At 70.5% G+C, this 21,959-nt stretch carries 15 protein-coding genes; 10 read left to right on the top strand and 5 right to left on the bottom strand.

The window, feature by feature from the left end; translation table 11 throughout:
• Position 1: 1 nt before the first annotated feature.
• The 3 genes from ACZ60B_RS11025 to galE all read left to right on the top strand — a co-directional run bounded on the left by ACZ60B_RS11025 (position 2) and on the right by galE (position 4,014).
• Positions 2 to 1,681 carry a glycosyltransferase family 2 protein gene (locus ACZ60B_RS11025; protein WP_469385698.1) on the top strand — a complete coding sequence of 560 codons (1,680 nt, stop codon included), beginning with the start codon at positions 2 to 4 and terminating at the stop codon, positions 1,679 to 1,681.
• A gap of 9 nt (positions 1,682 to 1,690) precedes the next feature.
• Positions 1,691 to 2,974: a nucleotide sugar dehydrogenase gene (locus tag ACZ60B_RS11020; RefSeq protein ID WP_469385697.1), complete on the top strand. Its 1,284-nt coding sequence runs from the start codon at positions 1,691 to 1,693 to the stop codon at positions 2,972 to 2,974.
• Positions 2,975 to 3,045: 71 nt separating this feature from the next.
• Positions 3,046 to 4,014: a UDP-glucose 4-epimerase GalE gene (gene galE, locus ACZ60B_RS11015; RefSeq protein ID WP_469385696.1), complete on the top strand. Its 969-nt coding sequence runs from the start codon at positions 3,046 to 3,048 to the stop codon at positions 4,012 to 4,014.
• A gap of 156 nt (positions 4,015 to 4,170) precedes the next feature.
• Here galE and ACZ60B_RS11010 read toward each other — a convergent pair whose 3' ends face one another.
• From ACZ60B_RS11010 to ACZ60B_RS10995, 4 genes are all read right to left on the bottom strand, one after another.
• Positions 4,171 to 6,315 (bottom strand): glycosyltransferase family protein, encoded by a 2,145-nt coding sequence (locus ACZ60B_RS11010; protein WP_469385695.1) that lies wholly within the window; start codon positions 6,313 to 6,315, stop codon positions 4,171 to 4,173.
• On the bottom strand, positions 6,312 to 7,556 hold the full coding sequence (locus ACZ60B_RS11005; RefSeq protein ID WP_469385759.1) for a glycosyltransferase: 1,245 nt from the start codon (positions 7,554 to 7,556) through the stop codon (positions 6,312 to 6,314). The genes ACZ60B_RS11010 and ACZ60B_RS11005 overlap by 4 nt, the downstream gene beginning before the upstream one ends.
• A gap of 194 nt (positions 7,557 to 7,750) precedes the next feature.
• Positions 7,751 to 8,866, bottom strand: a complete 1,116-nt coding sequence (gene wecB / locus ACZ60B_RS11000) for a non-hydrolyzing UDP-N-acetylglucosamine 2-epimerase (protein ID WP_469385694.1) — start codon at positions 8,864 to 8,866, stop codon at positions 7,751 to 7,753.
• A 371-nt stretch (positions 8,867 to 9,237) separates the two neighbouring features.
• A complete protein-coding gene (locus tag ACZ60B_RS10995; protein WP_469385693.1) occupies positions 9,238 to 9,840 on the bottom strand; it encodes an acyltransferase in 603 nt (200 codons plus the stop codon).
• Positions 9,841 to 10,260: 420 nt separating this feature from the next.
• On the opposite strand from ACZ60B_RS10995, the gene rplU reads away from it, so the two are divergent.
• The 7 genes from rplU to ACZ60B_RS10960 all read left to right on the top strand — a co-directional run bounded on the left by rplU (position 10,261) and on the right by ACZ60B_RS10960 (position 20,396).
• Positions 10,261 to 10,581, top strand: a complete 321-nt coding sequence (gene rplU, locus ACZ60B_RS10990) for a 50S ribosomal protein L21 (RefSeq protein ID WP_007381993.1) — start codon at positions 10,261 to 10,263, stop codon at positions 10,579 to 10,581.
• Positions 10,582 to 10,595: 14 nt separating this feature from the next.
• On the top strand, positions 10,596 to 10,850 hold the full coding sequence (gene rpmA, locus ACZ60B_RS10985; protein WP_040253648.1) for a 50S ribosomal protein L27: 255 nt from the start codon (positions 10,596 to 10,598) through the stop codon (positions 10,848 to 10,850).
• A 145-nt stretch (positions 10,851 to 10,995) separates the two neighbouring features.
• On the top strand, positions 10,996 to 12,432 hold the full coding sequence (gene obgE, locus ACZ60B_RS10980) for a GTPase ObgE (protein WP_469385692.1): 1,437 nt from the start codon (positions 10,996 to 10,998) through the stop codon (positions 12,430 to 12,432).
• A 364-nt stretch (positions 12,433 to 12,796) separates the two neighbouring features.
• Positions 12,797 to 14,353 carry an alkaline phosphatase D family protein gene (locus tag ACZ60B_RS10975; protein WP_469385691.1) on the top strand — a complete coding sequence of 519 codons (1,557 nt, stop codon included), beginning with the start codon at positions 12,797 to 12,799 and terminating at the stop codon, positions 14,351 to 14,353.
• 818 nt (positions 14,354 to 15,171) lie between these two features.
• Positions 15,172 to 16,671 (top strand): SDR family NAD(P)-dependent oxidoreductase, encoded by a 1,500-nt coding sequence (locus ACZ60B_RS10970; protein ID WP_469385690.1) that lies wholly within the window; start codon positions 15,172 to 15,174, stop codon positions 16,669 to 16,671.
• Positions 16,672 to 16,874: 203 nt separating this feature from the next.
• Positions 16,875 to 18,953: a hypothetical protein gene (locus ACZ60B_RS10965; protein ID WP_469385758.1), complete on the top strand. Its 2,079-nt coding sequence runs from the start codon at positions 16,875 to 16,877 to the stop codon at positions 18,951 to 18,953.
• 222 nt (positions 18,954 to 19,175) lie between these two features.
• Positions 19,176 to 20,396, top strand: a complete 1,221-nt coding sequence (locus ACZ60B_RS10960) for a glycosyltransferase family 2 protein (RefSeq protein ID WP_469385689.1) — start codon at positions 19,176 to 19,178, stop codon at positions 20,394 to 20,396.
• A 69-nt stretch (positions 20,397 to 20,465) separates the two neighbouring features.
• Here the strand turns inward: ACZ60B_RS10960 and ACZ60B_RS10955 are convergent, their stop codons facing one another.
• On the bottom strand, positions 20,466 to 21,860 hold the full coding sequence (locus ACZ60B_RS10955; RefSeq protein ID WP_469385688.1) for a polysaccharide pyruvyl transferase family protein: 1,395 nt from the start codon (positions 21,858 to 21,860) through the stop codon (positions 20,466 to 20,468).
• Positions 21,861 to 21,959 lie beyond the last annotated feature (99 nt).

Here is a 21,959-nt window from a genome sequence, read left to right as displayed (position 1 = left end):
CATGAGTACCGCACCTGACGTCAGTGTGGTCGTCGCGGTCTACAACACGATGCCGTACCTGACGGAGTGCCTGAACTCCCTGATCGGGCAGAGCATCGGTCTGGAACGGCTGGAGATCGTGGCCGTCGACGACGGCTCCACCGACGACAGCGGCGCCGAGCTCGACCGTTTCGCCGAGCGCTACCCGAACACCGTCAAGGTGATCCACCAGGCGAACTCCGGTGGTCCGGCGGCCCCCAGCAACCGGGCGCTGGACGTCGCCACGGGCCGCTTCGTCTACTTCATCGGCTCCGACGACCACCTCGGCGAGGAGGCACTGGAGCGCATGGTGGCGTGCGCCGACGAGCACGGCTCGGACGTCGTCGTCGGCAAGATGGTCGGCACCAACGGCAGGTACGTCCACCAGGCTCTCTACAAGGAGAGCAACCCGGACGTCGGTCTGACCGACTCCGCCCTGCCGTGGACCCTCGCCAACACCAAGCTGTTCCGGCGCGAGCTGGTGGAGCAGCACAAGCTGCGCTTCCCCGAGAACCTTCCGGTGGGCAGCGACCAGCCGTTCACCATCGAGGCGTGCGTGCGCGCCAAGAAGATCTCGGTGGTGGCCGACTACACCTGCTACTACGCGGTGAAGCGCGGCGACGCCAGCAACATCACCTACCGGGCCGACCACCTGGCCCGGCTGCGGTGCACGGCCGAGATCATGGACTTCACGGCCGGTCTCATCGAGGCGGGCCCGGAGCGCGACGCCGTGCTGCGCCGGCACTTCACCTGGGAGCTGGCCAAGCTCGTCCAGGACGACTTCCCGGCGCTGGAGCGCGAACTCCAGCGGGACATCTGCGCGGGCATCGCCCGGCTCGCCGACGCGTACTTCACCGACGGCATCCGCGACGCCATGGACGTCAAGCGCCGGGTGCGGATCGCGCTGGCCCGGGCCGGCGCGATCGACGAGCTCCGCGCGGCGATCACCTCGGAGCAGGAGCACGGCGCACCGCCGTTCGTCGTCGAGGGCGAGCGCGCGTACGCCCGCTACCCTGGCTTCCGTGACCCCCGTATCGGCCTGCCCGACCGGGTCTACGAGGTCGTCGGGGAGTCGGTCTCCGGCGCTCTCGCCCAGGGCACCCTCCTGCTCGCCTCGGACTGGGAGCAGGAGGGCGACGGCATCGCCTACACCGCCTCCCTGCGGCTGCCGGTGGTCGGCGACGCCGACGGCGCGGTGCTGCGGCTCGTGCAGGGCGCGATGCCCAAGTCGGCGGACAAGCCCGGCGGCCGGAAGCTGCCCGCGGACCATGAGCTGCCCGCCGTGGTGGGCGAGTCCACGTCCGGGCCGGCCGAGGACGGGGCCGCCACCGTGCTGCGGGTGCGCATCCCGCTGCAACGGCAGTCGGTCAAGCTCGGCGTGCGCGCGTACGTCGACCTGGCCGGTTCGACGTACGAGATCCCGGTGCGCGGCAAGGATCTGCCCATGCCGCTGGCGCGCCGCTGGGGCGCCTACGAGGACCCGTACCGGGTGACGGCGACGGTGAACCCCAAGGGCCGTGTGGTGATCGCCACGGCGCCCCTGTACCCGCCGAAGCGGTCGCTGGCCTCCCGGGTCAGGTCGGCTCTCGCCCGGCGGCTGAAGACCCGATCCGCAGGCTCGAAGCCGAGCGGTTCCCCCAAGAGCGGTTCGAAAAGGAAGTAGCGACCGTCCATGAACATCTGTGTAGTAGCCCTCGGCAAGATCGGGCTCCCGCTGGCCGTGCAGTTCGCGTCCAAGGGCCACCGGGTCATCGGGGCGGACGTCAACGAGAAGGTCGTCGAGCTGGTCAACGCCGGCGTCGAACCGTTCCCCGGTGAGCACGACCTCGACGTCAAGCTCAAGCAGGCCGTCGACGCCGGTCTGCTGAGCGCGACGACGGACACCGCGTCCGCGGTCGCCGAGTCCGAGGCCGTCGTCGTGGTCGTCCCGCTGTTCGTGGACGCCGAGGGCACCCCGGACTTCGGCTGGATGGACGCGGCGACCAAGGCGATCGCCCAGGGCCTCAAGCCCGGCACGCTGGTCTCGTACGAGACGACCCTCCCGGTCGGCACCACCCGCACCCGCTGGGCGCCGATGCTGGCCGAGGGCTCGGGCCTGACCGCGGGCGAGGACTTCCACCTGGTCTTCTCGCCCGAGCGGGTCCTCACCGGCCGCGTCTTCGCCGACCTGCGCCGCTACCCCAAGCTGGTCGGCGGCGTCGACGAGGCGTCGGCGGCCCGTGGCGTGGAGTTCTACGAGCAGGTCCTCGACTTCGACGAGCGCGACGACCTCCCGCAGGCCAACGGCGTCTGGGACCTGGGCACGGCCGAGGCCTCCGAGCTCGCCAAGCTCGCCGAGACCACCTACCGTGACGTCAACATCGGCCTGGCGAACCAGTTCGCCCGGTTCGCCGACAGCAACGGCATCGACGTCAAGAAGGTCATCGAGGCCTGCAACTCGCAGCCGTACAGCCACATCCACCAGCCGGGCATCGCCGTCGGCGGCCACTGCATCCCGATCTACCCGCGGATGTACCTGTGGAACGACCCGGCCGCCACCGTCGTGCGCTCCGCCCGTGAGGCGAACGCCGCGATGCCGCAGTACGCCGTCGACCTGCTGGCCGCCGCGTACGGTGACCTGACCGGGGTGAACGTGCTCGTGCTGGGCGCGGCCTACCGCGGCGGCGTGAAGGAGACGGCGTTCTCCGGTGTCTTCCCGACGGTCGAGGCGCTCAAGGCGCGCGGCGCGGTCCCCTTCGTCTCGGACCCGATGTACACGGACGAGGAGCTGGCCGCGCACGGGCTGACCCCGCACGCCGGTGAGACCGTCACCGCCGCGATCCTCCAGGCCGACCACGCCGAGTACCGCACCCTGACCCCGGCCGACCTGCCGGACGTCACGGTCCTGGTCGACGGACGCCGTACGACCGACCCGGAGGCCTGGAAGGGCGTCCGTCGGGTCGTCATCGGCGGCTGAGGCCACCCGAACACGCAGCGTCGGCCCCGCCCCGCGTCCCGGGGCGGGGCCGACGTGCAGAAAGGTTTCCCATGACCTGGCTCATCACCGGCGGCGCGGGCTTCATCGGCTCGCATGTGGTGAAGGCGATGACGGACGGCGGTGAGCGCGTCGTCGTCCTCGACGACCTCAGCACCGGCCGCGCGGACCGGCTCCCGGACGGCGTCCCGCTGGAGGTCGGCACGGTCCTCGACCGCGACGCCGTGGCCCGGGTGCTGCGCGAGCACGCCGTCACCGGCATCGTGCACATCGCCGGCAAGAAGCAGGTCGCCGAGTCCGTCGAGCGGCCGCTCCACTACTACCGGGAGAACGTAGAGGGCCTGCGCGTCCTGCTCGACGCGGCCGTCGAGGCCGGTGTCGGCCGGTTCGTGTTCTCCTCCTCCGCGGCCGTGTACGGCATGCCCGACGTCGACCTCGTCACCGAGGAGACGCCCTGCGCGCCGATCAACCCCTACGGCGAGACCAAGCTCGCGGGCGAGTGGCTGGTCTCCGCGGTCGGCGCCCGGCACGGCCTGGCGACCGCGTCGCTGCGCTACTTCAACGTGGCCGGCGCGGCCACGCCCGAGCTGGGCGACGACGGCGTCTTCAACCTCGTCCCGATGGTCTTCGAACGCATCGAGGCCGACGACTCGCCGTGGATCTTCGGGGACGACTACCCGACGCCCGACGGCACCTGTGTGCGCGACTTCATCCACGTCGAGGACATCGCCTCCGCGCACGTCGCCGCCGCGCGCCGGCTGGCCGCCGAGCCCGCGGCCCGGCTGGTGCTCAACATCGGCCGGGGCGAAGGCGTCTCGGTGGCGGAGATGATCGGGCTCATCCAGGAGGTCACGGGGCGCACGGACCTGAGCCCCAAGGTGACCGGGCGGCGGGCCGGTGACCCGGCGCGCGTGGTGGCCGCCGCGGACCGCATCCGGGCGGAGCTGGACTGGAGCGCCGAGCGCGGCGTACGGGAGATGGTCGAGTCGGCCTGGGCGGGGTGGCGGCTGCGCCACCCGTGAGACCGCGGGCGGACCACGACCCACGCGGAACGCCCGGCCGGGAGATCACCGGCCGGGCGTTCCGCGTACGCGGCACACGACGTGCCTCGTAGGACCGCACGACGAGAACGGCCCCCGGGAAAACCTCTTCCCGGGGGCCGTTCTCGTCGTGCTGTCCTACGCCTTGCCGAGGAACAGCTCCTCGAAGTGCTTCTGGACCACGGGCCAGTCCCAGACGGTCAAGGCGTGCTCGGTCGCGAGCGCGCCCGCGACACGCCACGCCTCCTCGGTGGCCGTCGCCTTCAGGATCCGCTCGGCCGCCTCCTGCGGTGAGGCCACGACCCAGCCCTCCGGGTAGAGGGTGCGGGCGCTGTTGGGCTTGCCCGCGTAGAACGGCCAGTCGCGCGCGACCGGGACGGCACCGCTGGCCGCGCCCTCCATCAGGCCGACGTGGCAGCCCTCGCGGACCGAGGAGCTCAGGATCGTACCGATCTCGACGAGCTTGGAGGGGACGTCGTCCGTCGGGCCGAGGCGGACCACCGCGCCGGACTCCTCCAGCGGGGCGAGCGTCTTCTCGAACTCGCGCAGGTACTCACGGGTGGCCTGGCTGGTCTTCGGGTCCATGTCGCCGCCGACCAGCAGCAGCCGGTACCGCTCGTCGTGCTTGCGCACCCGCTCCAGGACGTCCACGGCCCACTTGGGGTCCTTGGCGACCTGGCTGATGCCGATCAGGCCCAGGTTGAAGCGGGCCTCGGCCGGCTTCGGACGGTTGAAGCCCGACAGGTCCATGGCGTTGTCGATGACATGGAAGCGAGGGGCCTGCTCGCCGCGCAGCATCGGCACCAGCGAGACCGTCAGGTCCTTCACGTGCGGGGCGATGAACATCAGGTCGTCGACCCGCGAGAAGTCCGTCATGTGCGGCCAGCGCGTGAACGCCTCGTAGCTGTGCAGCCGCATGACGATCCGGGTGTCGCCCGGGTCGATCGTGGTGAGCATGCCGGCCGGACCGGCCGCCCACTCCAGGAACACCGTGTCCGCCCAGTCGAGGTGGGGACGCATCAGGCGCTCCACCTCCTCCTGGTAGTCGCTCTCGCCGTCCGCCAGCCGGTCCTGGAGCATCCGCGCGGCCGCCCACGAGATGCGCTTGAGGTGCTTGTTGGCGGCCAGGTCCAGGTAACGCAGCTCGACACCCGGGTGGTTGCCGAACCGCTCCTTGATCAGGTGCAGGAAGTTGTCGTTGGCGCTCGTGGTGATGAGCAGCCGCAGCGGACGGTCGGTGGGCGCCGGAGCCGCCGGGACCTTGCGGCCGCGCGGCCGGCTGACCGCCTGCATCGTCTTGGAGCGGTAGACCGGCGCCACGAAGCCGGCCGCGTCCTTGGCCAGCGGGGAGGACAGCTGGTCGATGTGCAGCACCCGGTGGAAGCCCAGGTGCAGCGCCCGGTTGAGCGCCTCCGCGGCCTCCTTGGTACGGCCCTGCGCGAACTCCCGGTCGGCGAGGGCCAGCCGGGCCGCCACCGACTTCTCGATGCTGCGCGGGCTGATGCCCTTGCTGATCTCCTGCATCGCGGCCTCGTCGAAGAGGTCGGCCTTGAGCCGGGGATCGGGGATCCGCGCGGCGGCGTCCGCGAGGGTGAGCGCGGCACCGCTGGTACGGCCGGCCCAGCGCATGCCCTCGGCGACGTACCGCGACGTCGAGGCACGGATCTTCACCGGCACACCGGGCGCGGTGATCGCACTGCGCCACAGCCGGGCACCGACGCCGGAGTACATCACCGGGCGCGGGGTCGCCGCCCGGATGATCTGCGCGGGGAGCTGGTCCACACTGCGCTTGACCTCGCGGGTCACGGTGGACAGCGGCGGCAGGACCGAGCCGCGCGCGTCACCGGCGCCGCCCTGCTCCTGCAGCGCCTTGACGGCCCTGAGCGCGGGCGCGAGCCCGAACTGGGCCGCGGCGGCGCGGTTGTACTCCGCGAGCCGCCACACCGTGTACACGGCGCGGGGGTCGAGGGCGACGAGCACGTCCGCCTTGCGGGCGCGCGAGCGCAGCCAGGAGTCGCGCTGGGCCTGCATCCAGGTGCGCGCACCGGCCGGGGACTTGCTGGCCCGGCGGCGCAGCGCCTGGCTGCGGTGCTTGAGGTTGCGCGGCAGCTGGTGCAGCTCGGCGAGCTCGATCGGGGCGAGCTGCTCGGGCACGCCCTCGGCGTCCATCGAGAAGGTGCCCGCCAGCCGGACGCGCGCGCCGAGTGCGTTGAACTTGCGCACCGACTCGGCGAGGACACCGAACTGTGGCGCGGTCGAGGCGATGATCAAGACTTCGGTCACTTGGCCAGCTCCTCGACCAGGTTCTTGACGGCGACGGACATCAGCGCCTCCCGGGTGAACTGGTTGGCGTGCGTCATCGCTTCGGCGTGCTCCTCGTCGGTCGTCTCGACCGCCATGTGCGCGGCCCTGACGAACGACTCCGTCAGGCCCTCCTCGTCGATGCCGACGGCGCCCGTCCACAGCGGGTGACCGCGCAGCACGTTCGACGCGTCGTGCTCGACGGCGTGGGCCGAGACGATCGGCAGACCGGTCGCCATGTACTCGTAGACCTTGCCGGAGGTGACGTACCGCCCGCCGATGAGGATCAGCACCATCGCGTCCCAGCCGGCGTAGATCGAGGAGACCTCGGCCTTGGCGGCGGGGCCGCCGAAGAACACGCCGTCGGCCTCGGCCTCCTTGAGGACCTCGGCGTGGCGGTTCGCACCGCGGTTGGCGCCGTTGCCTATGTGGCCGCGCAGCTCGAAGCGCGCGTTCGCCAGCAGCGGCTCCTTGGCGCGGGCCGCGCGCCAGGCGTTCAGCACGGTCTCCAGGTGCGCGATGGAGAAGTTGACCGTGCCCAGGTACCCGAAGACGAGTCCGGACTCGGGGTCGGGGTTGTGCGCGCGGCCGGGCGAGCTGTCGGCGTCGTAGCCGTTGCGCACCACGTGGACGCGGTCGGCGAAGTCCGGGTACCGCTTGCGGTAGTGCTCGGCGATCGGGTCGTTGACGACCCACAGGGAGACGGCGTGGTCGAGGATCTTCTGCTCCCAGCGGGCCTCCTCGGAGTCCCGGGAGAAGGCCTCGACGCCGTCGATGACGTCGATGGACCAGCCGTCGCGGAAGTCCACCGCGTACGGCACCTTCGCCTCCTCCCACAGCTTCCAGGCCGCGGCGAGGTTGACGTAGGGCACACAGCTGGCGAGCAGCAGGTCGGCGGACTTCTCCCGGTGGATCTTCAGCACGGCCTGCTCCAGGTCGTGCCGCCACTCGCCGAAGTTGGACTCGGGGAAGGTCTCGGTCTGGCGCCGGCGCAGATCCGCGAGCCAGCCGTTGGGGTCGAGGGCCCGCGCCTCGGAGAAGGCGCGGATGTCGGTCTCCAGGTCCTCGCGGGCCAGGTCGAGCTCGACGATCTCGACCCGCGGGTCGACCTGTTCGAGCAGGGAGAGGTCGATGCCGGAGTCGAGTTCCCAGGACTCACGGGCGATGTTCACGACCGTGACGTCCCAGCCGGCGTTCACGAACTGGTTGGCCGTCTCGCGCATGCGGTAGGTCGAGCTCTTGGCGGCCGGCGGGAAACCGATGGCGAGGTAGATGACGTGGGGCCGCTTGCCTTCCGCAGGCGGACCGGGCGGGGGAGACGATGGCATAGCGATTGACGCTAGCACGCTGACGTGCGCGGATCCGGCCGTACGAAGCCGCCCGGGTAGCCGGGCGGCCGAAGGCCGGGTGGGCCGCGTCACGCGTGCCGGCTGCCTCCCTTCCGCTCCTCGGTGTACTGCTCCATGAGACGCACCACGTTCTCGGCGGCCTTGCCGTCGCCGTACGGCGTGCCCGGGTCGTCGGTCGGCAGCGGCCGGGTGACGGTGGCGGCGAAGTCTTCGGGCGACAGGGTGTGCGGGTCCGGCACGAGCACGTTCCAGCCGGTGTTCACGGTCTCCACCCACTCCGTCTCCGGGCGGATGGTGGTGCAGATGCGCTCCAGCAGGAACGCCTCCTTCTGCAGGCCGCCCGAGTCGGTGACCACGCCGACGGAGGCGAGGACGGCGGCGACCAGGCTCGCGTACGGCAGCGGACGGCCGACGTGCAGATTGCCCTGGGCCAGGGTGATGCCGTGCGCCTCGGCCTTGGCGACCAGCCGCGGGTGGGCGGCCAGCGCGACCGGTACCGGCAGCTTGGCGAGGGACTCCAGGATCGCGGACAGCCGCTCCGGGTCGTCCGTGTTGTCCGGGCGGTGCAGGGTCGCCAGCAGGAACGGTTCGGCCGGGTCGATGCCCTCCGGCAGCACGGGCGCCGGGAACTCGCCGGCCCGCACCTGGTCACGGATGCGCAGGCAGATGTCGACCATCACGTCGCCGGCCAGGCGCGCCCGGTCGGCGAGGCCCTCGGCGGCGAGGTGGCGCATGGCCTCCTCGGTCGGGGCCAGCAGCAGGTCGGCGCTGTGGTCGGTGAGCACGCGGTTGTGCTCCTCGGGCATCCGCCGGTTGAACGAGCGCAGACCGGCCTCCAGGTGGGCGACCGGCAGGTGCATCTTCACCGCGGACAGCGCGCCCGCGATGGTGGAGTTGGTGTCGCCGTAGACGAGCACCCAGTCGGGCTGCTCCCGCTCCAGGACCGGGTCGAGGGCGGAGAGGACGGCTCCGGTCTGCACGCCGTGGCTGCCCGAGCCGACGCCGAGGTGGACGTCGGGGTCGGGGATGCCGAGGCCGGAGAAGAAGACGTCGGAGAGGTCCGCGTCGTAATGCTGCCCGGTGTGCACGATGACGTGCTCGTGCTCGGTGCCGGCGAAGGCGGCCGCGATGGGAGCGAGCTTCACCAGTTGAGGACGGGCTCCGACGATGCTGATGACTTTCACGGGGAACTCTTCTTCTCGGTCGGATCGATGATCCGGGCGCTCTTCGGCGGAGGTTTCCGCACGCAATGGTAGGCAACTGCCGCGTCGGCCGATCCCGCCGCCGGAGGGCGTGCGGGGCCGAGGACACGTTCGTCCTGCGTTCGGGCGCAGGTGGTGGGGCGTGATCGGGCTTCGGGTGCGGCCCCACAGCGGGCGCATAACGATTGTATGAACCGTCGGTACACGCCCGTTGAAGCACAGGAGACACCACTGGGGAAGTAGATGCCCGAGGGCGCCCGAAGGTTGTGCCGAACCGAGCCATTGCCGTGACCGGAAAGGTCCGCCGAGCCGGTGGACCTCCCCGAAGACGCTCCAGCACGGCAGCGGCGGATCTACAGGGCGCGCTCGCTCAGCACGCCGTCCTTCTCGTCGTGCAGGGCGCCGGTGCGCGGGCACTCCCACACGCCCGGCTCGTCCGCGCGCTCGACGAGCCGCTCACCGGCCCGGCCGACCCAGCCGGCCTGGCGCGCGGGCACGCCCATGACCAGGGCGAAGTCCGGCACGTCCTTGGTGACGACGGCGCCGGCGGCGATCATCGCCCAGCGCCCGATGGTGATCGGCGCCACGCACACCGAGCGCGCGCCGATCGAGGCGCCGTCGAGGATCTTCACGCCGACGGCCTCCCAGTCGGCGCCGCGCTTCTGCTTGCCCTCGGGGTCCACGGAACGCGGGTTGTGGTCGTTGGTGAGGACCACGGCCGGGCCGATGAAGACACCGTCGCCGAGTTCGGCGGGCTCGTAGACGAGCGCGTAGTTCTGGAGCTTGCAGTTGTCACCCATGCGCACACCCGAACCGACGTACGCGCCGCGGCCGATGACGCAGCCCTCACCGAGGTGCGCGCCCTCGCGGATCTGAGCGAGGTCCCAGACGCTGCTCCCGGCGCCGATCTCGGCGCTCTCGTCGACCTGAGCGCTGGGCTGGACCCTGTAGTTCACTTCTCTGCCTCTCGGTGTCTGTCTTCGCTCGGGGAGCATACGGGGCGCGGCCCGGACCGGGGAGGGAGTGACGCCGGGCCGCCGACCGCGACGGGACGGTGCGGTCCGGCGGCCCGCCCGCCGTCGGAGACCTGTCGGCCGAGGCGTTCGACGACCACCGGCGGGACACCCGGTCCGTTCCCGCCCGCTCGCCGGTGGTGGACAAAGGGGACGCCGGCCGAGCCGAAGGCCCCACCGGGCCCGGTTTGACCCCTCAAGCCGGGCCCCGTAACCTTGACCGTCGGCGTGTCGACTGGCATGCCACATCCCCGTAAACCTCTTCCTCCCGGGCACTCCGGTGGCCGGGAGAGGCCGCCCGTGTTCGTTCCCGGGTGGCTGGACTGCGGGGGTGCCGTTCCCGAGCGAGAGAGTGAGATCCGCGTGTACGCCATCGTGCGCAGCGGTGGCCGCCAGCACAAGGTTGCTGTCGGTGACATCGTTGAGGTTGACAAGATTTCCACCGCCAAGGTTGGCGACACGGTCGAGCTCTCGACCCTGCTCGTTGTCGACGGCGACGCTGTGACCAGCGACCCGTGGGTGCTGGCCGGCATCAAGGTCCAGGCCGAGGTCGTGGACCACCACAAGGGTGTGAAGATCGACATCCTTCGCTACAAGAACAAGACCGGCTACCGCCGTCGTCAGGGCCACCGCCAGCAGTACACGGCGATCAAGGTCACTGAGATCCCCGCGGCTGCGAAGTAAGGGACTGAGGAGACATGGCACACAAGAAGGGCGCATCGTCCACCCGGAACGGTCGCGACTCCAATGCCCAGCGGCTCGGCGTGAAGCGCTTCGGCGGTCAGGTCGTCAACGCTGGTGAGATCCTGGTCCGCCAGCGCGGCACCCACTTCCACCCGGGCTCCGGCGTCGGCCGTGGCGGCGACGACACGCTGTTCGCGCTTCAGCCCGGTGCGGTGGAGTTCGGCACGTTCCGCGGCCGCAAGGTCGTGAACATCGTTCCGGTCGCCTGATCGGAAGCTTTCGCGAGGCGGACCTCACTTCCCGTTCGGGAAGGCGGGTCCGCCTTTCGCGTGTTACGCAGGAGAGAGACCGGCAGCGCACAGGCCGGCAGCAAGAAGACCGTACGTAAGACCGAAGTGCTGGAGGCACCCCACCATGACCACCTTCGTGGACCGCGTCGAACTGCACGTCGCCGCGGGTAACGGAGGCCACGGCTGTGCCTCCGTACACCGGGAGAAGTTCAAGCCGCTCGGCGGCCCGGACGGCGGCAACGGCGGACGCGGCGGGGACGTCATCCTCACCGTCGACCAGTCCGTGACCACCCTCCTCGAGTACCACCACTCCCCGCACCGCAAGGCCACCAACGGCAAGCCCGGCGAGGGCGGCAACCGCTCCGGCAAGGACGGCCAGGACCTGGTCCTGCCGGTGCCGGACGGCACGGTCGTCCTGGACGCGGCGGGCAACGTGCTCGCCGACCTGGTCGGACACGGGACGTCCTACGTCGCCGCCCAGGGCGGCCGCGGCGGCCTCGGCAACGCGGCGCTCGCCTCCGCCCGCCGCAAGGCGCCCGGCTTCGCGCTGCTGGGCGAGCCCGGCGACCTCGGGGACATCGTCCTGGAGCTGAAGACCGTCGCCGACGTGGCGCTGGTCGGCTACCCGAGCGCGGGCAAGTCCTCGCTGATCTCCGTGCTGAGCGCCGCCAAGCCGAAGATCGCCGACTACCCGTTCACCACCCTCGTCCCGAACCTGGGCGTCGTGACCGCCGGCTCGACCGTCTACACGATCGCCGACGTCCCGGGTCTCATCCCCGGTGCCAGCCAGGGCAAGGGGCTCGGCCTGGAGTTCCTGCGCCACGTGGAGCGGTGCAGCGTGCTCGTGCACGTGCTGGACACGGCCACCCTGGAGTCCGAGCGCGACCCGGTCTCCGACCTCGACATCATCGAGGAGGAGCTGCGCCAGTACGGCGGGCTGGACAACCGTCCGCGCATCGTCGTGCTGAACAAGATCGACGTACCGGACGGCAAGGACCTCGCCGAGATGGTGCTGCCGGATCTCGAAGCGCGCGGTTACCGCGTCTTCGAGGTGTCCGCGGTGGCGCACATGGGGCTGAAGGAGCTGTCGTTCGCGCTCGCCGACCTGGTGGCGAAGGCGCGGGCCGCCCGGCCGAAGGAGGAGGCCACGCGGATCGTCATCCGGCCGAAGGCCGTCGACGACGCCGGCTTCACCGTCACCCTGGAGGAGGACGGCCTGTTCCGCGTGCGCGGCGAGAAGCCCGAGCGCTGGGTGCGCCAGACCGACTTCAACAACGACGAGGCCGTGGGCTACCTCGCCGACCGGCTCAACCGCCTCGGCGTGGAGACGGAGCTGATGAAGGCGGGCGCCCGCGCCGGCGACGGCGTCGCGATCGGCCCCGAGGACAACGCGGTCGTCTTCGACTGGGAGCCGTCGGTCACCGCGGGTGCGGAGATGCTCGGCCGGCGCGGTGAGGACCACCGCTTCGAGGCGCCGAGGCCCGCGGCCCAGCGCCGCCGGGACCGGGACGCGGAGCGCGACGAGGCCTCGCGCGAGTACGACGACTTCGAGCCCTTCTAGGTCCCCCTCCGGAGCCCGCTCGAGTCCTTACGGAGCCCGGGCGGGGTTCTTCCCGGACTCTCGCGAAGTTCTCACGGTGCCGTTCCGGATTCCTTCCGGGACGGCACCGGCATGAGGTGCCGTTCCGGATCCCGTCCGGGACGGCACCGGCATGAGGTGACAACACCGTCGGGACTGTCCACCCGCAGTCCCCAGGACCCGTTGCGGCAAGGGCGCGTTCGTCCCGCCTTCGCCACCTGGCAACGGGTCCCTTCTTGTCCGTCCGCTTGTCATGCACGCGAGATCCGTTGTTCAGCGGACCGACCGGCCGCCCGTGGGAGCTTCCGAACGACCAAGAGGCCAGCGAGGCAGGGGAGTTCGCCCCATGACCCCAGTGACCGGACCCGAATCGCCCGACCGCCGCCGCCTGTTGACCACCGGCGCCGCCGTGCTCGGCGCCGCCGCCACCACCCAGCTGTGGCTGCCCGCCACCGCCAGTGCCGTCCAACCCAGGCTGCCCGCAGGGGTGTTCAGCCTCGGAGTCGCCTCCGGGGACCCGCTGCCCGACGGCATCGTGCTGTGGACCAGGCTCGCCCCCGACCCGCTGCACGGCGGCGGTATGCCGGCCCGGACCGTGCCGGTGCAGTGGGAGATCTCGGAGGACCCGCGTTTCGTCACGGGCGTGCGCCGGGGCACCGCGCAGGCGCGGCCCGCGTACGGGCACAGCGTCCACGTGGATGTACGGGGGTTACGCCCGGACCGTGCGTACTGGTACCGCTTCCGCGCCGACGGCCAGATCTCGCCCCGGGGCCGCACCCGCACCGCGCCCGACGCGACCGGCCGCGGCCCGCTGCGGGTGGCGCTCGCCTCCTGCCAGAACTGGCAGCAGGGCTACTTCACGCCGTACGCCGACATGCGGGCGCAGGATCCGGACGTCGTCGTCTTCGTCGGCGACTACATCTACGAGTCCACGCCCTCGGCCACGGGCGTACGACGGCACGAGGGCGCGGGGGAGCCGCACAGCCTGGCGCAGTACCGCAACCGCCACGCCCAGTACCGCAGGGACCCCGACCTGCGGGCGATGCACGCGGCCGCCCCCTGGGTGGTCACCTTCGACGACCACGAGGTCGACAACGACTTCGCCGGCCAGGTCCCGCAGGACCCCGACAAGCAGTCGCACACCGCGTTCGTCGCCCGGCTGACCGCGGCCTACCAGGCGTACTACGAGCACATGCCGGTACGGGCGAGCGCGGTCCCGAACGGCCCGCACATCCGGATGCACCGCCGGCTGGACTTCGGGCGCCTGGCCCGGCTCAACGTGCTGGACACCCGGCAGTTCCGCAGCAACCAGGCGACCACCCGGGCGGGCGCCCGCAGCCCGTCGCGCACCATGCTCGGCGCCGCCCAGAAGAAGTGGCTTCTCGACGGCCTGCACGGCTCCCCGGCGAGCTGGAACCTCGTCGCCTCGCAGATCATGATGGCCGAGACCGATCTGCTGATCGGCGCGGGCAAGCAGTGGTACTACGACGCCTGGGACGGCTACCAGGCCGAACGCAACGCACTGCTCGCCGGGTTCGCGACCGTACGCAATCCCGTCGTGCTCAGCGGAGACCGGCACGTCACGATGATCAGCGATCTGAAGAGGAACTTCGCCGATCCGCGCTCGGCCGTCGTGGGCGCCGAGTTCGTCGGCACCTCGATCTCCAGCGGCGGCGACCAGGACCAGGCCGCCTTCCACGCCTTCATGGATCCGCGCAAACCCGACAACCCGCACTGGAAGCTGGTCGACGCCCACCGTGGGTACCACCTCTTCGACATCCACCGCGACCGCATCGACGCGCAGGTCAGGGTGGTCGACACGGTCCTGCGCACGAGGGCGGGGGCGCGGACGCTGGCCCGCCTGCGGGTCGAGGACGGCAGGCCGGGCGTGCGGCTCGTGTGACCCGCCCGATACGGGCGTCCCCGACCTTCTCCGGAGGCCGGGGACGGTGCCGACAGGAGCCTGGGACTCATCGATGTCCCAGGCTCCTCTCAGCATGAGCTCAGGAACATCCCCTACCGTCCGTTGACCATGGAGACGCACCGCATGGAGACGGACTGTACGAGAGACGACATCCGGGTGAACGCCGCCGCGGCCGTCGGAGATCTGGATGCCGCGCAATCCCGATAGGGAATTCCGCGGCAATGGGCTGCCCGGCGAACCGTATTCGAGACTTGTCCGCAACGGCGCCGTCATGCATATGAAGAACATGTGCGGCCCGACAACGCAGGACGTGAAGATTGCGACTCCCGTGGTCGCCGAGACCCCCGGATCGCCACGCCGATCGCCACGCGGATCGGCGTGGGAATGGCGGGGCGCATCGGGCCGCAGGGATCGGTGTGACCGGTGATCCGCGGTGATCCGTATCCGCGGGTCGGCGCGCCCGTGAAGTGCGTTTCCGCAGTCCGGACCGCGACCGTGCACCAGGCGTCGTCGAAGGGGCTCGCGCGGGTACCCGGACACTGCGGGCCCCGGCGGCCGCGGCGTCGCCGAGGCCTCGCCGCCGTCGTTCTCGGCCGGGTTCGACTCGCTGTGGAGTTACTCACAGCAAATGCCCGTGAGGAAGCGTGGAAGGTCTTGCCGTGACTCGGCTATCACCATCGGTGCAAGATGAATGACAGGTTGCGCGCACATATGCGGTGGAGGTCTCTCACCTTGCACAGCGGTAACCAGAAGTGGGACCCTTTCGAAGTTCCCTGTCGCCCCAAGGTAGGTCACCTGTGTTCCAGCACATAGCCAAGCCCCGTACCACCGCAGTGATCCTGGCCGGTGGCACCGGTCAGCGGGTGGGTCTGTCGATCCCCAAGCAGCTGCTGAAGATCGCCGGCAAGGCAGTCATCGAGCACACCCTGACCACCTTCGAGGAAGCCGACTCCGTCGACGACGTCATCGTGCTGATGGCGCCCGGCTACGTGCCGGACGTGGAGAAGATCGTCGCCAAGGCCGGTCTCAAGAAGGTCTCCAGGATCATCGAGGGCGGCGCGACGCGGAACGAGACCACCGAGCGGGCCATCGCCGCCCTCGGCGAGGGCCTGGCCGAGGGCGAGGACGCCAACGTCCTCTTCCACGACGCCGTGCGGCCGTTGCTGTCGCAGCGCGTCATCGACGACTGCGTGGCGGCGCTGGAGCGCTACCAGGCCGTCGACGTCGCCATCCCGTCCGCGGACACCATCATCGTCACGCGCACGCACGGCGAGGACGGCGAGTTCATCACCGAGATCCCGGACCGCTCCCGGCTGCGCCGCGGCCAGACGCCGCAGGCCTTCAAGCTGTCCACCATCCGCCGGGCCTACGAGATCGCGGCCGGCGACCCCAACTTCCAGGCCACCGACGACTGCTCCGTCGTGCTCAAGTACCTGCCCGACGTGCCGATCCACGTGGTCGCGGGCGACGAGTACAACATGAAGGTGACCCAGCCGGTCGACGTCTTCATCGCCGACAAGCTGTTCCAGCTCGGCTCCACCGCCGCCCCGGAGCAGAAGGACGAGGCCGCCTACCGCGACCTCCTCACCGGCCGCACGATCGTCATCTTCGGCGGCTCCTACGGCATCGGCAAGGACATCGCCGAACTCGCCGAGGCCTACGGCGCGCACGTGTACGCGCTGGGCCGCTCCACCACCGGCACCCACGTGGAGAACCCGGAGGAGGTCGACGACGCGCTGTCCAAGGCGTACGCCGAGACCGGGCGCATCGACTACGTCGTCAACACCGCGGGCGTGCTGCGCATCGGCAAGCTGGCCGAGACCGACAACGCCACCATCGAGGAGGCGCTGAAGGTCAACTACCTGGCGCCGGTGCAGATCGCCCGTTCCGCGTACAAGTACCTCGCCGAGACCAAGGGCCAGTTGCTGCTGTACACCTCCAGCAGCTACACCCGAGGCCGCGCCGAGTACAGCCTGTACTCCTCCACCAAGGCCGCCATGGTGAACCTCACCCAGGCCCTGGCCGACGAGTGGGCCGGCGACAGCATCCGCGTCAACTGCGTCAACCCGGAGCGCACCGCCACCCCGATGCGCACCAAGGCCTTCGGGCAGGAGCCCGCGGGCAGCCTGCTCTCCTCCGAGGCGGTGGCCCGCACCTCGCTCGACGTGCTGCTCTCCGAGCTGACCGGACATGTGATCGATGTCCGCCAGCAGGACCCGACGGCACCGGCCGGCAAGGCCTCCGGCTTCGAGCAGGCACTGGCCAGTGTCCTGGACCGTCAGGACGGCGTGGCATAATTAGCGGCAATTAACCTTCAGACATTCAGGCCTCTGTGGCTGCCAGTTCACCCGGCATTCGCAGAGGCCTGAGTCCTTGAGGATTACCCAGTCTTCACAAGGTGATTTTCCGGCGTATTCCGGACTTTGATTTCGCCCAGACAACCAGCACCCCTCCCAGAGCAGGTTCCTCCGTGATATCCACAGCTATTCGCGTCGCCCGGGTGGGCAGCGTGGCCGAGCTGGCCGCGGCGGCCCTCATGATGCTGGGCCTCCCCTGCCTCATGCTGGCCGCGCTCGTCCCGAGCGTTCCCGCCTTCGCGGCCACGGCCGCGGTGACCTACCTGGCGGACCACTATCTGCACCGCAAGGACAGCTACCTCGTCAACCGCCTGAGCAAGGTACGGGCCGGTCTGTCGACCCGCTTCCTGATCCGCGAGCTGCTCCTGGTCCTGCTGCTCGCCCGCCTGGACCTCGGGGAAGACCTGGTCTTCTACGGCGCCATCGCCTGCTTCATCGCCTTCTACGGCCTCCAGGCCCCGCAGGGCGTGCTGGCCACCCTGATCGAGAACCGCCGCCGGATGCCGGTCGACACCCGCAACGTCGACCTGGTCTCCCGCATCCGCATCCCGGACGCGCCGCCGCGCCGCCTGCTGAACCGCTCCGCCGAGAAGATGCTCCACCTCGACATCGCGGCCGTGGCGGGACTGCTGGTCTCCGCGGCCACCGGCCGGACCCTGCCCGGCGCCGTCGGCATCGGCGTCACGCTGGTCCTGGGCGCCCTCTACGTCCTCGCGCTCCTGCCCCACCTGCGCGGCAGGCGGATCCCGCCGAGAGCCGACAAGGTGCTGGGCGCGGTCAGCGCCTGGCTGCGCGAGTACCGCCCGGAGACGGTGCTGTACTTCTCCGGCTCCAAGGAATCCGCCTACCAGGTCAACATGTGGCTGGAGACGATGGAGCAGCTGGACACCCGGCCGCTGATCCTCCTGCGCGAGAACGTCGTCATGGAGAAGCTGCTGCCCACCACGGTCCCCGTCATCTGCGTGCCCGGAGGGGTACACCTGATGAACCTGGACCTGTCGACCGTGCGCGTCACGCTCTACGCGGCGAACGTCGGCAAGAACATCCACATGCTGCGCGTCCCCACCATGAAGCACGTCTTCATCGGACACGGCGACAGCGACAAGCTCGCCAGCGTGAACCCGTTCAGCAAGGTCTACGACGAGGTGTGGACCGCGGGCCGCGCGGGCCGCGACCGCTACGCCATCGCCGACGTCGGTGTCCGCGACGAGGACATCGTCGAGGTCGGACGCCCGCAGCTGGCCCCGATCCGCACCGCCGGGAGCGCGCCGGCCGGCGGCGGCGTCCCGACCGTCCTGTACGCGCCGACCTGGGAGGGCTGGGACGACAACCCCGGCAACACCTCCATCCTGCTGGCCGGCGAGAACATCGTGAAGAAGCTCGTCGCGGCCGACCCCCCGGTCCGCGTCCTGTACAAGCCGCACCCCTTCACCGGCACCCGCAGCGCCAAGGCCGGCGCCGCGCACCGGCGCATCACCGCGCTGGTCGAGAAGGCGGCCGCCGAGCGTGCCGCCGACCCGCGGTTCGCGGGCGACGCGGCCGCCCAGGCCAGGGCGAGGACCGAGCTGGCCCGCACCGCCGCCCGGCTCGCCGAGCTGACCGGGCCCGGCAGCGAGCGGGGCGACGAGGCGGAGGCCGCCCGCGACGGCCTGGTCGACCTCAGGAAGCACGAGGAGGTCGCCCGGCTGCGCGCCGCGTGGAACGACGCCTACTGGCGCTCCTTCGGCGCGGCCGAGCACCGGGTCGTCACGGGCACCGAGCCGCGCCTGTACGACTGCTTCAACGTCTCCGACGCGATGGTCTCCGACATCTCCAGCGTGGTCTCCGACTTCATCGCCAGCGGCAAGCCGTACGCGGTGACGGACTCCGCCGGGCTGGGCGTGGAGGAGTTCAAGCGGCAGAACACCGCGGTGCGCGCCGCGGTGATCCTCGCCAACGACGCCGACCGGATCGGCGAGCTGCTGGACGCCGTGCGCGACCCGGCCGCGGACCCGCTGGCCGCGGAGCGGGGCGAGCTCAAGCGGTACCTGCTCGGACCGGACGAGCCGACGTCCATCGAGCAGTTCAACACCGCGGTGGCCGACCTCGCGCTGAAGGCCGAGGCCCGCAACGCCGGCCAGCGCTCGCACGCGGCGCTCGACCAGGCGGTGCAGGCGAGGACCGTACCCGGACAGCGGGTCGCGACGGCCGGCGAGACGGACGGCGTGGCGGCGGCCGGCTGACCGCCCCCGCACCAGTGACGGCGCGGCCCCCGGAGAGTCTCCGGGGGCCGCGCCGTTTTTACCGACGCTCTTACCGTCCCGGTATAACCTGATTTCTCGACGGCAGTCCTGTGAAGTGGATCACAGGCGCGACGGAGCGGGGCAACCGCCTGCCGAAACCGCCCGTCTACCAGGTAGCCGTTCGGCTGACTCGGGGGAAAGTTTTCGTGATGAGGGGGAAACGTGTCCGTGGCGCAGCCTGATGTGAGCGTGATCATCGGGGCGTACGAGGCCATGCCGTACCTGGTCGAGTGCCTGGCATCGGTCGAGGCGCAGACCCTCGACGCGGCACGCATCGAGGTCATCGCGGTCGACGACGGTTCCGGCGACGGCACCGGCGAATACCTGGAGGAGTTCGCCGCCCGCGCCCCCATGACGGTCACGGTCGTCCGCCAGGAGAACTCGGGCGGCCCCAGCGGCCCGCGCAACGTCGGCCTCGACAAGGCCACCGGACGCTACGTCTTCTTCCTCGACGCCGACGACCGGCTCGGCCCCGAGGCCCTGGAGCGCATGGTCGCCATGGCCGACGAGAACGGCACGGACGTCGTGCTCGGCAAGATAGAGGGCGTCAACCGCAACGCGCCCAAGTCGATGTTCGGCAAGACGCTGAAGCGGACCGACGTCTACTCCTCCAACATCAAGTTCACGCTCAGCGCGCAGAAGCTGTTCCGCCGCGCCCTGCTGGAACGCCACGGGATGCGCTTCGACGAGTCCCTGTGGACCGGCGAGGACGCGCTGTTCACGATGGAGGCGTATCTGCGCGCCGACGGCGTCTCCGTGGTCGCCGACCACACCTGCTACTACCTGGTGGGCCGTGCCGACGGCAAGCATGTGACCAAGAGCGGGAGCTACACCCTGCGCTTCGACTCGGCGCGGGCGCTGATGGAACTGCTCGCCCGGATGCTCCCGCCCGGCGCCGAGCGGGACGTGCTGATGGTCCGCCCCTTCCTGGTCACCCTGCTGCCGCAGTTCGGGCCGGTCTTCCTCAGGAACGACGAGGAGATCCGGCGCACCAAGATGGAACTGGCCCGGCCCCTGATGGACGCCTACTGGAACGAGGGCGTCGCCCAACGGCTCCGGGTCCACGAGCGGCTGCGGCTGCACCTGGTGGCCCGGCAGCGCCCGGACCTCCTCATGGACGTCATCCGGTTCATCAAGGAAAAGCAGAAGCCGGACCCCGTCCTGAAGAAGGGCAACACCCGGCTCTACCTCGCCTACCCGCACTTCCGCTCCCGGGCGGCCGGGGTGCCCGACCGCGTCTACCTGGCCGAACCCCGCGAGGCCAAGGAGTACCCCGGCTGGCGCAAGAATCCGGCGGAGTCGTTCCTGCGCCGGGCGACGCGCAAGGTGAGGCGCCGGCTCTCCCGGCTGCGGACGGCTCCGCGAAGCGCCACGGCGGGGTGAACGGCCGGCCGTGAGGGGAGCGGCGACGCGCCGCGCGCGCCGCCGCCTCCTTCTCCCGGCTGTGCGGGGCTACTTCGAGGACTTCAGCGCCTGCCGCAGCGGACGTCCGACCGCCCGCCGCGCCCGACGGTAGATCGAGGGCGAGGGAAGCGCCGCCTTGGCGGCGGCCTTCGCGCCGGACCGCGCCTTGGCCAGATCCCGCTTCAACTGCGTGTTGTGGCTGTCCAGTTCGGTGATCCGCTGCTGCAACCACCCGAACCGGCTGGCGAGGGAGTCCAGGTCGGCGTCGTTCCACGGGCGCACGCCCGCCGGGAACGACAGCGACCGCAGCTTCTTCTCGAAGGCCGCGCCGCCGTCGCCGTGCGTGAAGGTGTTCTCCAGGCCGTTCTTGTCCAGGAACGAGGTGAAGCGGTCGAAGCGCTGCTTGTGATTGCCGGTCAGCGGGCCGAAGTCCGCCTCCTCGTACAGCGCGGCCGGGTCGAGGTCCGCGGGCGCCTCGCTCAGCAGCCGGTGCGGGATCTCGAAGTAGCGGCACAGCTCCAGCGTGCGCGAGTCGAAGGCCAGCACGGTCGCGGGCGTGCCCGCCAGCAGTGCCGCGATGTTGCCGTGGATTCGCGATCCGAAAGAGTAGTCGAAGCCCCGCAGGTCGTCGATCCAGGTGACCGGGTCGACGTAGACCCGGGCCTTGTCCTCCCGGTACATCGGGTGGTCGGGGTGGGTCGGCATCTCGGTGATCCGGCCGGCCGGGGAGTTCACGTCCCGCCAGTGCAGCTGCTTGGCGTCCGTGAGGTTCTGGCCTATGTAGAGCAGGTTCGGGTACTGCTCGTGGGCCCGGTCGATGATCTTCGACAGGCCGCCGCCGCGCACCGCGGTGTGCGAGCCGTTCACCGCCACCCGGGAGTCCGCGGTCAGCGCTTCCACCCGCTTCTCGACGGGGAGCCGGTCGCCGTGCATGAACATCGACGGGCAGCCGATCACCTCGACGTCCCGGAAGCCCATGTCGTTGAGGTACTTCTCGGTGAACTCGCCGCGCACGCCGATGGACGCGCTGTGGTCCAGGACCGCCGAACAGAAGGCGCGGACGGTGGGCTCCATGGCCTTCAGCCGCGCCGGGTCGTACGTCACACCGGTCTGCGCGCCCACCCCCACGACCACGACCGGGATCTTCAGCTTGCCGATCAGCCGGGTCAGCCGCTGCAACGGGAGCTCGAACGACGGCCGGAAGGCGTTGGCGAGCGGCACGACGAACACGTCGCACTCGTCGTTGATCCGTGAGGCCGCCCCGACGTCGCTCTTCATGCCGTTCGAGACCACCTCGGCGCCCGGGGTCTCGAGGATCTTGTGCGTGGCGTCGCTGAAGATCAGGTTGCCGGAGTTGGTGGCGATGACGTCACGGTGGAGAGCTTCCTCCACCGGGAGGACGTCGAAGGGGCTCTTCCCTGACCTGAGGAGAATACGCTTCACGGGGTGAACTGTAGATGGCACACCGTTCACATTAAATTTAGATCGCCTTTAATTTCCATAGGCAACCGGGGCAACTTTTTTCTCGTACGCAATGCGTGA

Source organism: Streptomyces sp. NPDC104096 (assembly GCF_055584385.1).
Note: the sequence above shows the minus strand (reverse complement) of the source record. Positions and strands in the feature narration are given on the sequence as shown.

What these genes read in the sequence shown, in the direction of transcription:
- ACZ60B_RS11020 (WP_469385697.1), top strand. Translation starts at nt 1,691, where the DNA reads ATGAACATCTGTGTAGTAGCCCTCGGCAAGATCGGGCTCCCGCTGGCC.
- ACZ60B_RS10975 (WP_469385691.1), top strand. Translation starts at nt 12,797, where the DNA reads ATGACCCCAGTGACCGGACCCGAATCGCCCGACCGCCGCCGCCTGTTG.
- ACZ60B_RS11025 (WP_469385698.1), top strand. Translation starts at nt 2, where the DNA reads ATGAGTACCGCACCTGACGTCAGTGTGGTCGTCGCGGTCTACAACACG.
- rpmA (WP_040253648.1), top strand. Translation starts at nt 10,596, where the DNA reads ATGGCACACAAGAAGGGCGCATCGTCCACCCGGAACGGTCGCGACTCC.
- ACZ60B_RS11005 (WP_469385759.1), bottom strand. Translation starts at nt 7,556, where the DNA reads ATGCGCGAGACGGCCAACCAGTTCGTGAACGCCGGCTGGGACGTCACG.
- obgE (WP_469385692.1), top strand. Translation starts at nt 10,996, where the DNA reads ATGACCACCTTCGTGGACCGCGTCGAACTGCACGTCGCCGCGGGTAAC.
- galE (WP_469385696.1), top strand. Translation starts at nt 3,046, where the DNA reads ATGACCTGGCTCATCACCGGCGGCGCGGGCTTCATCGGCTCGCATGTG.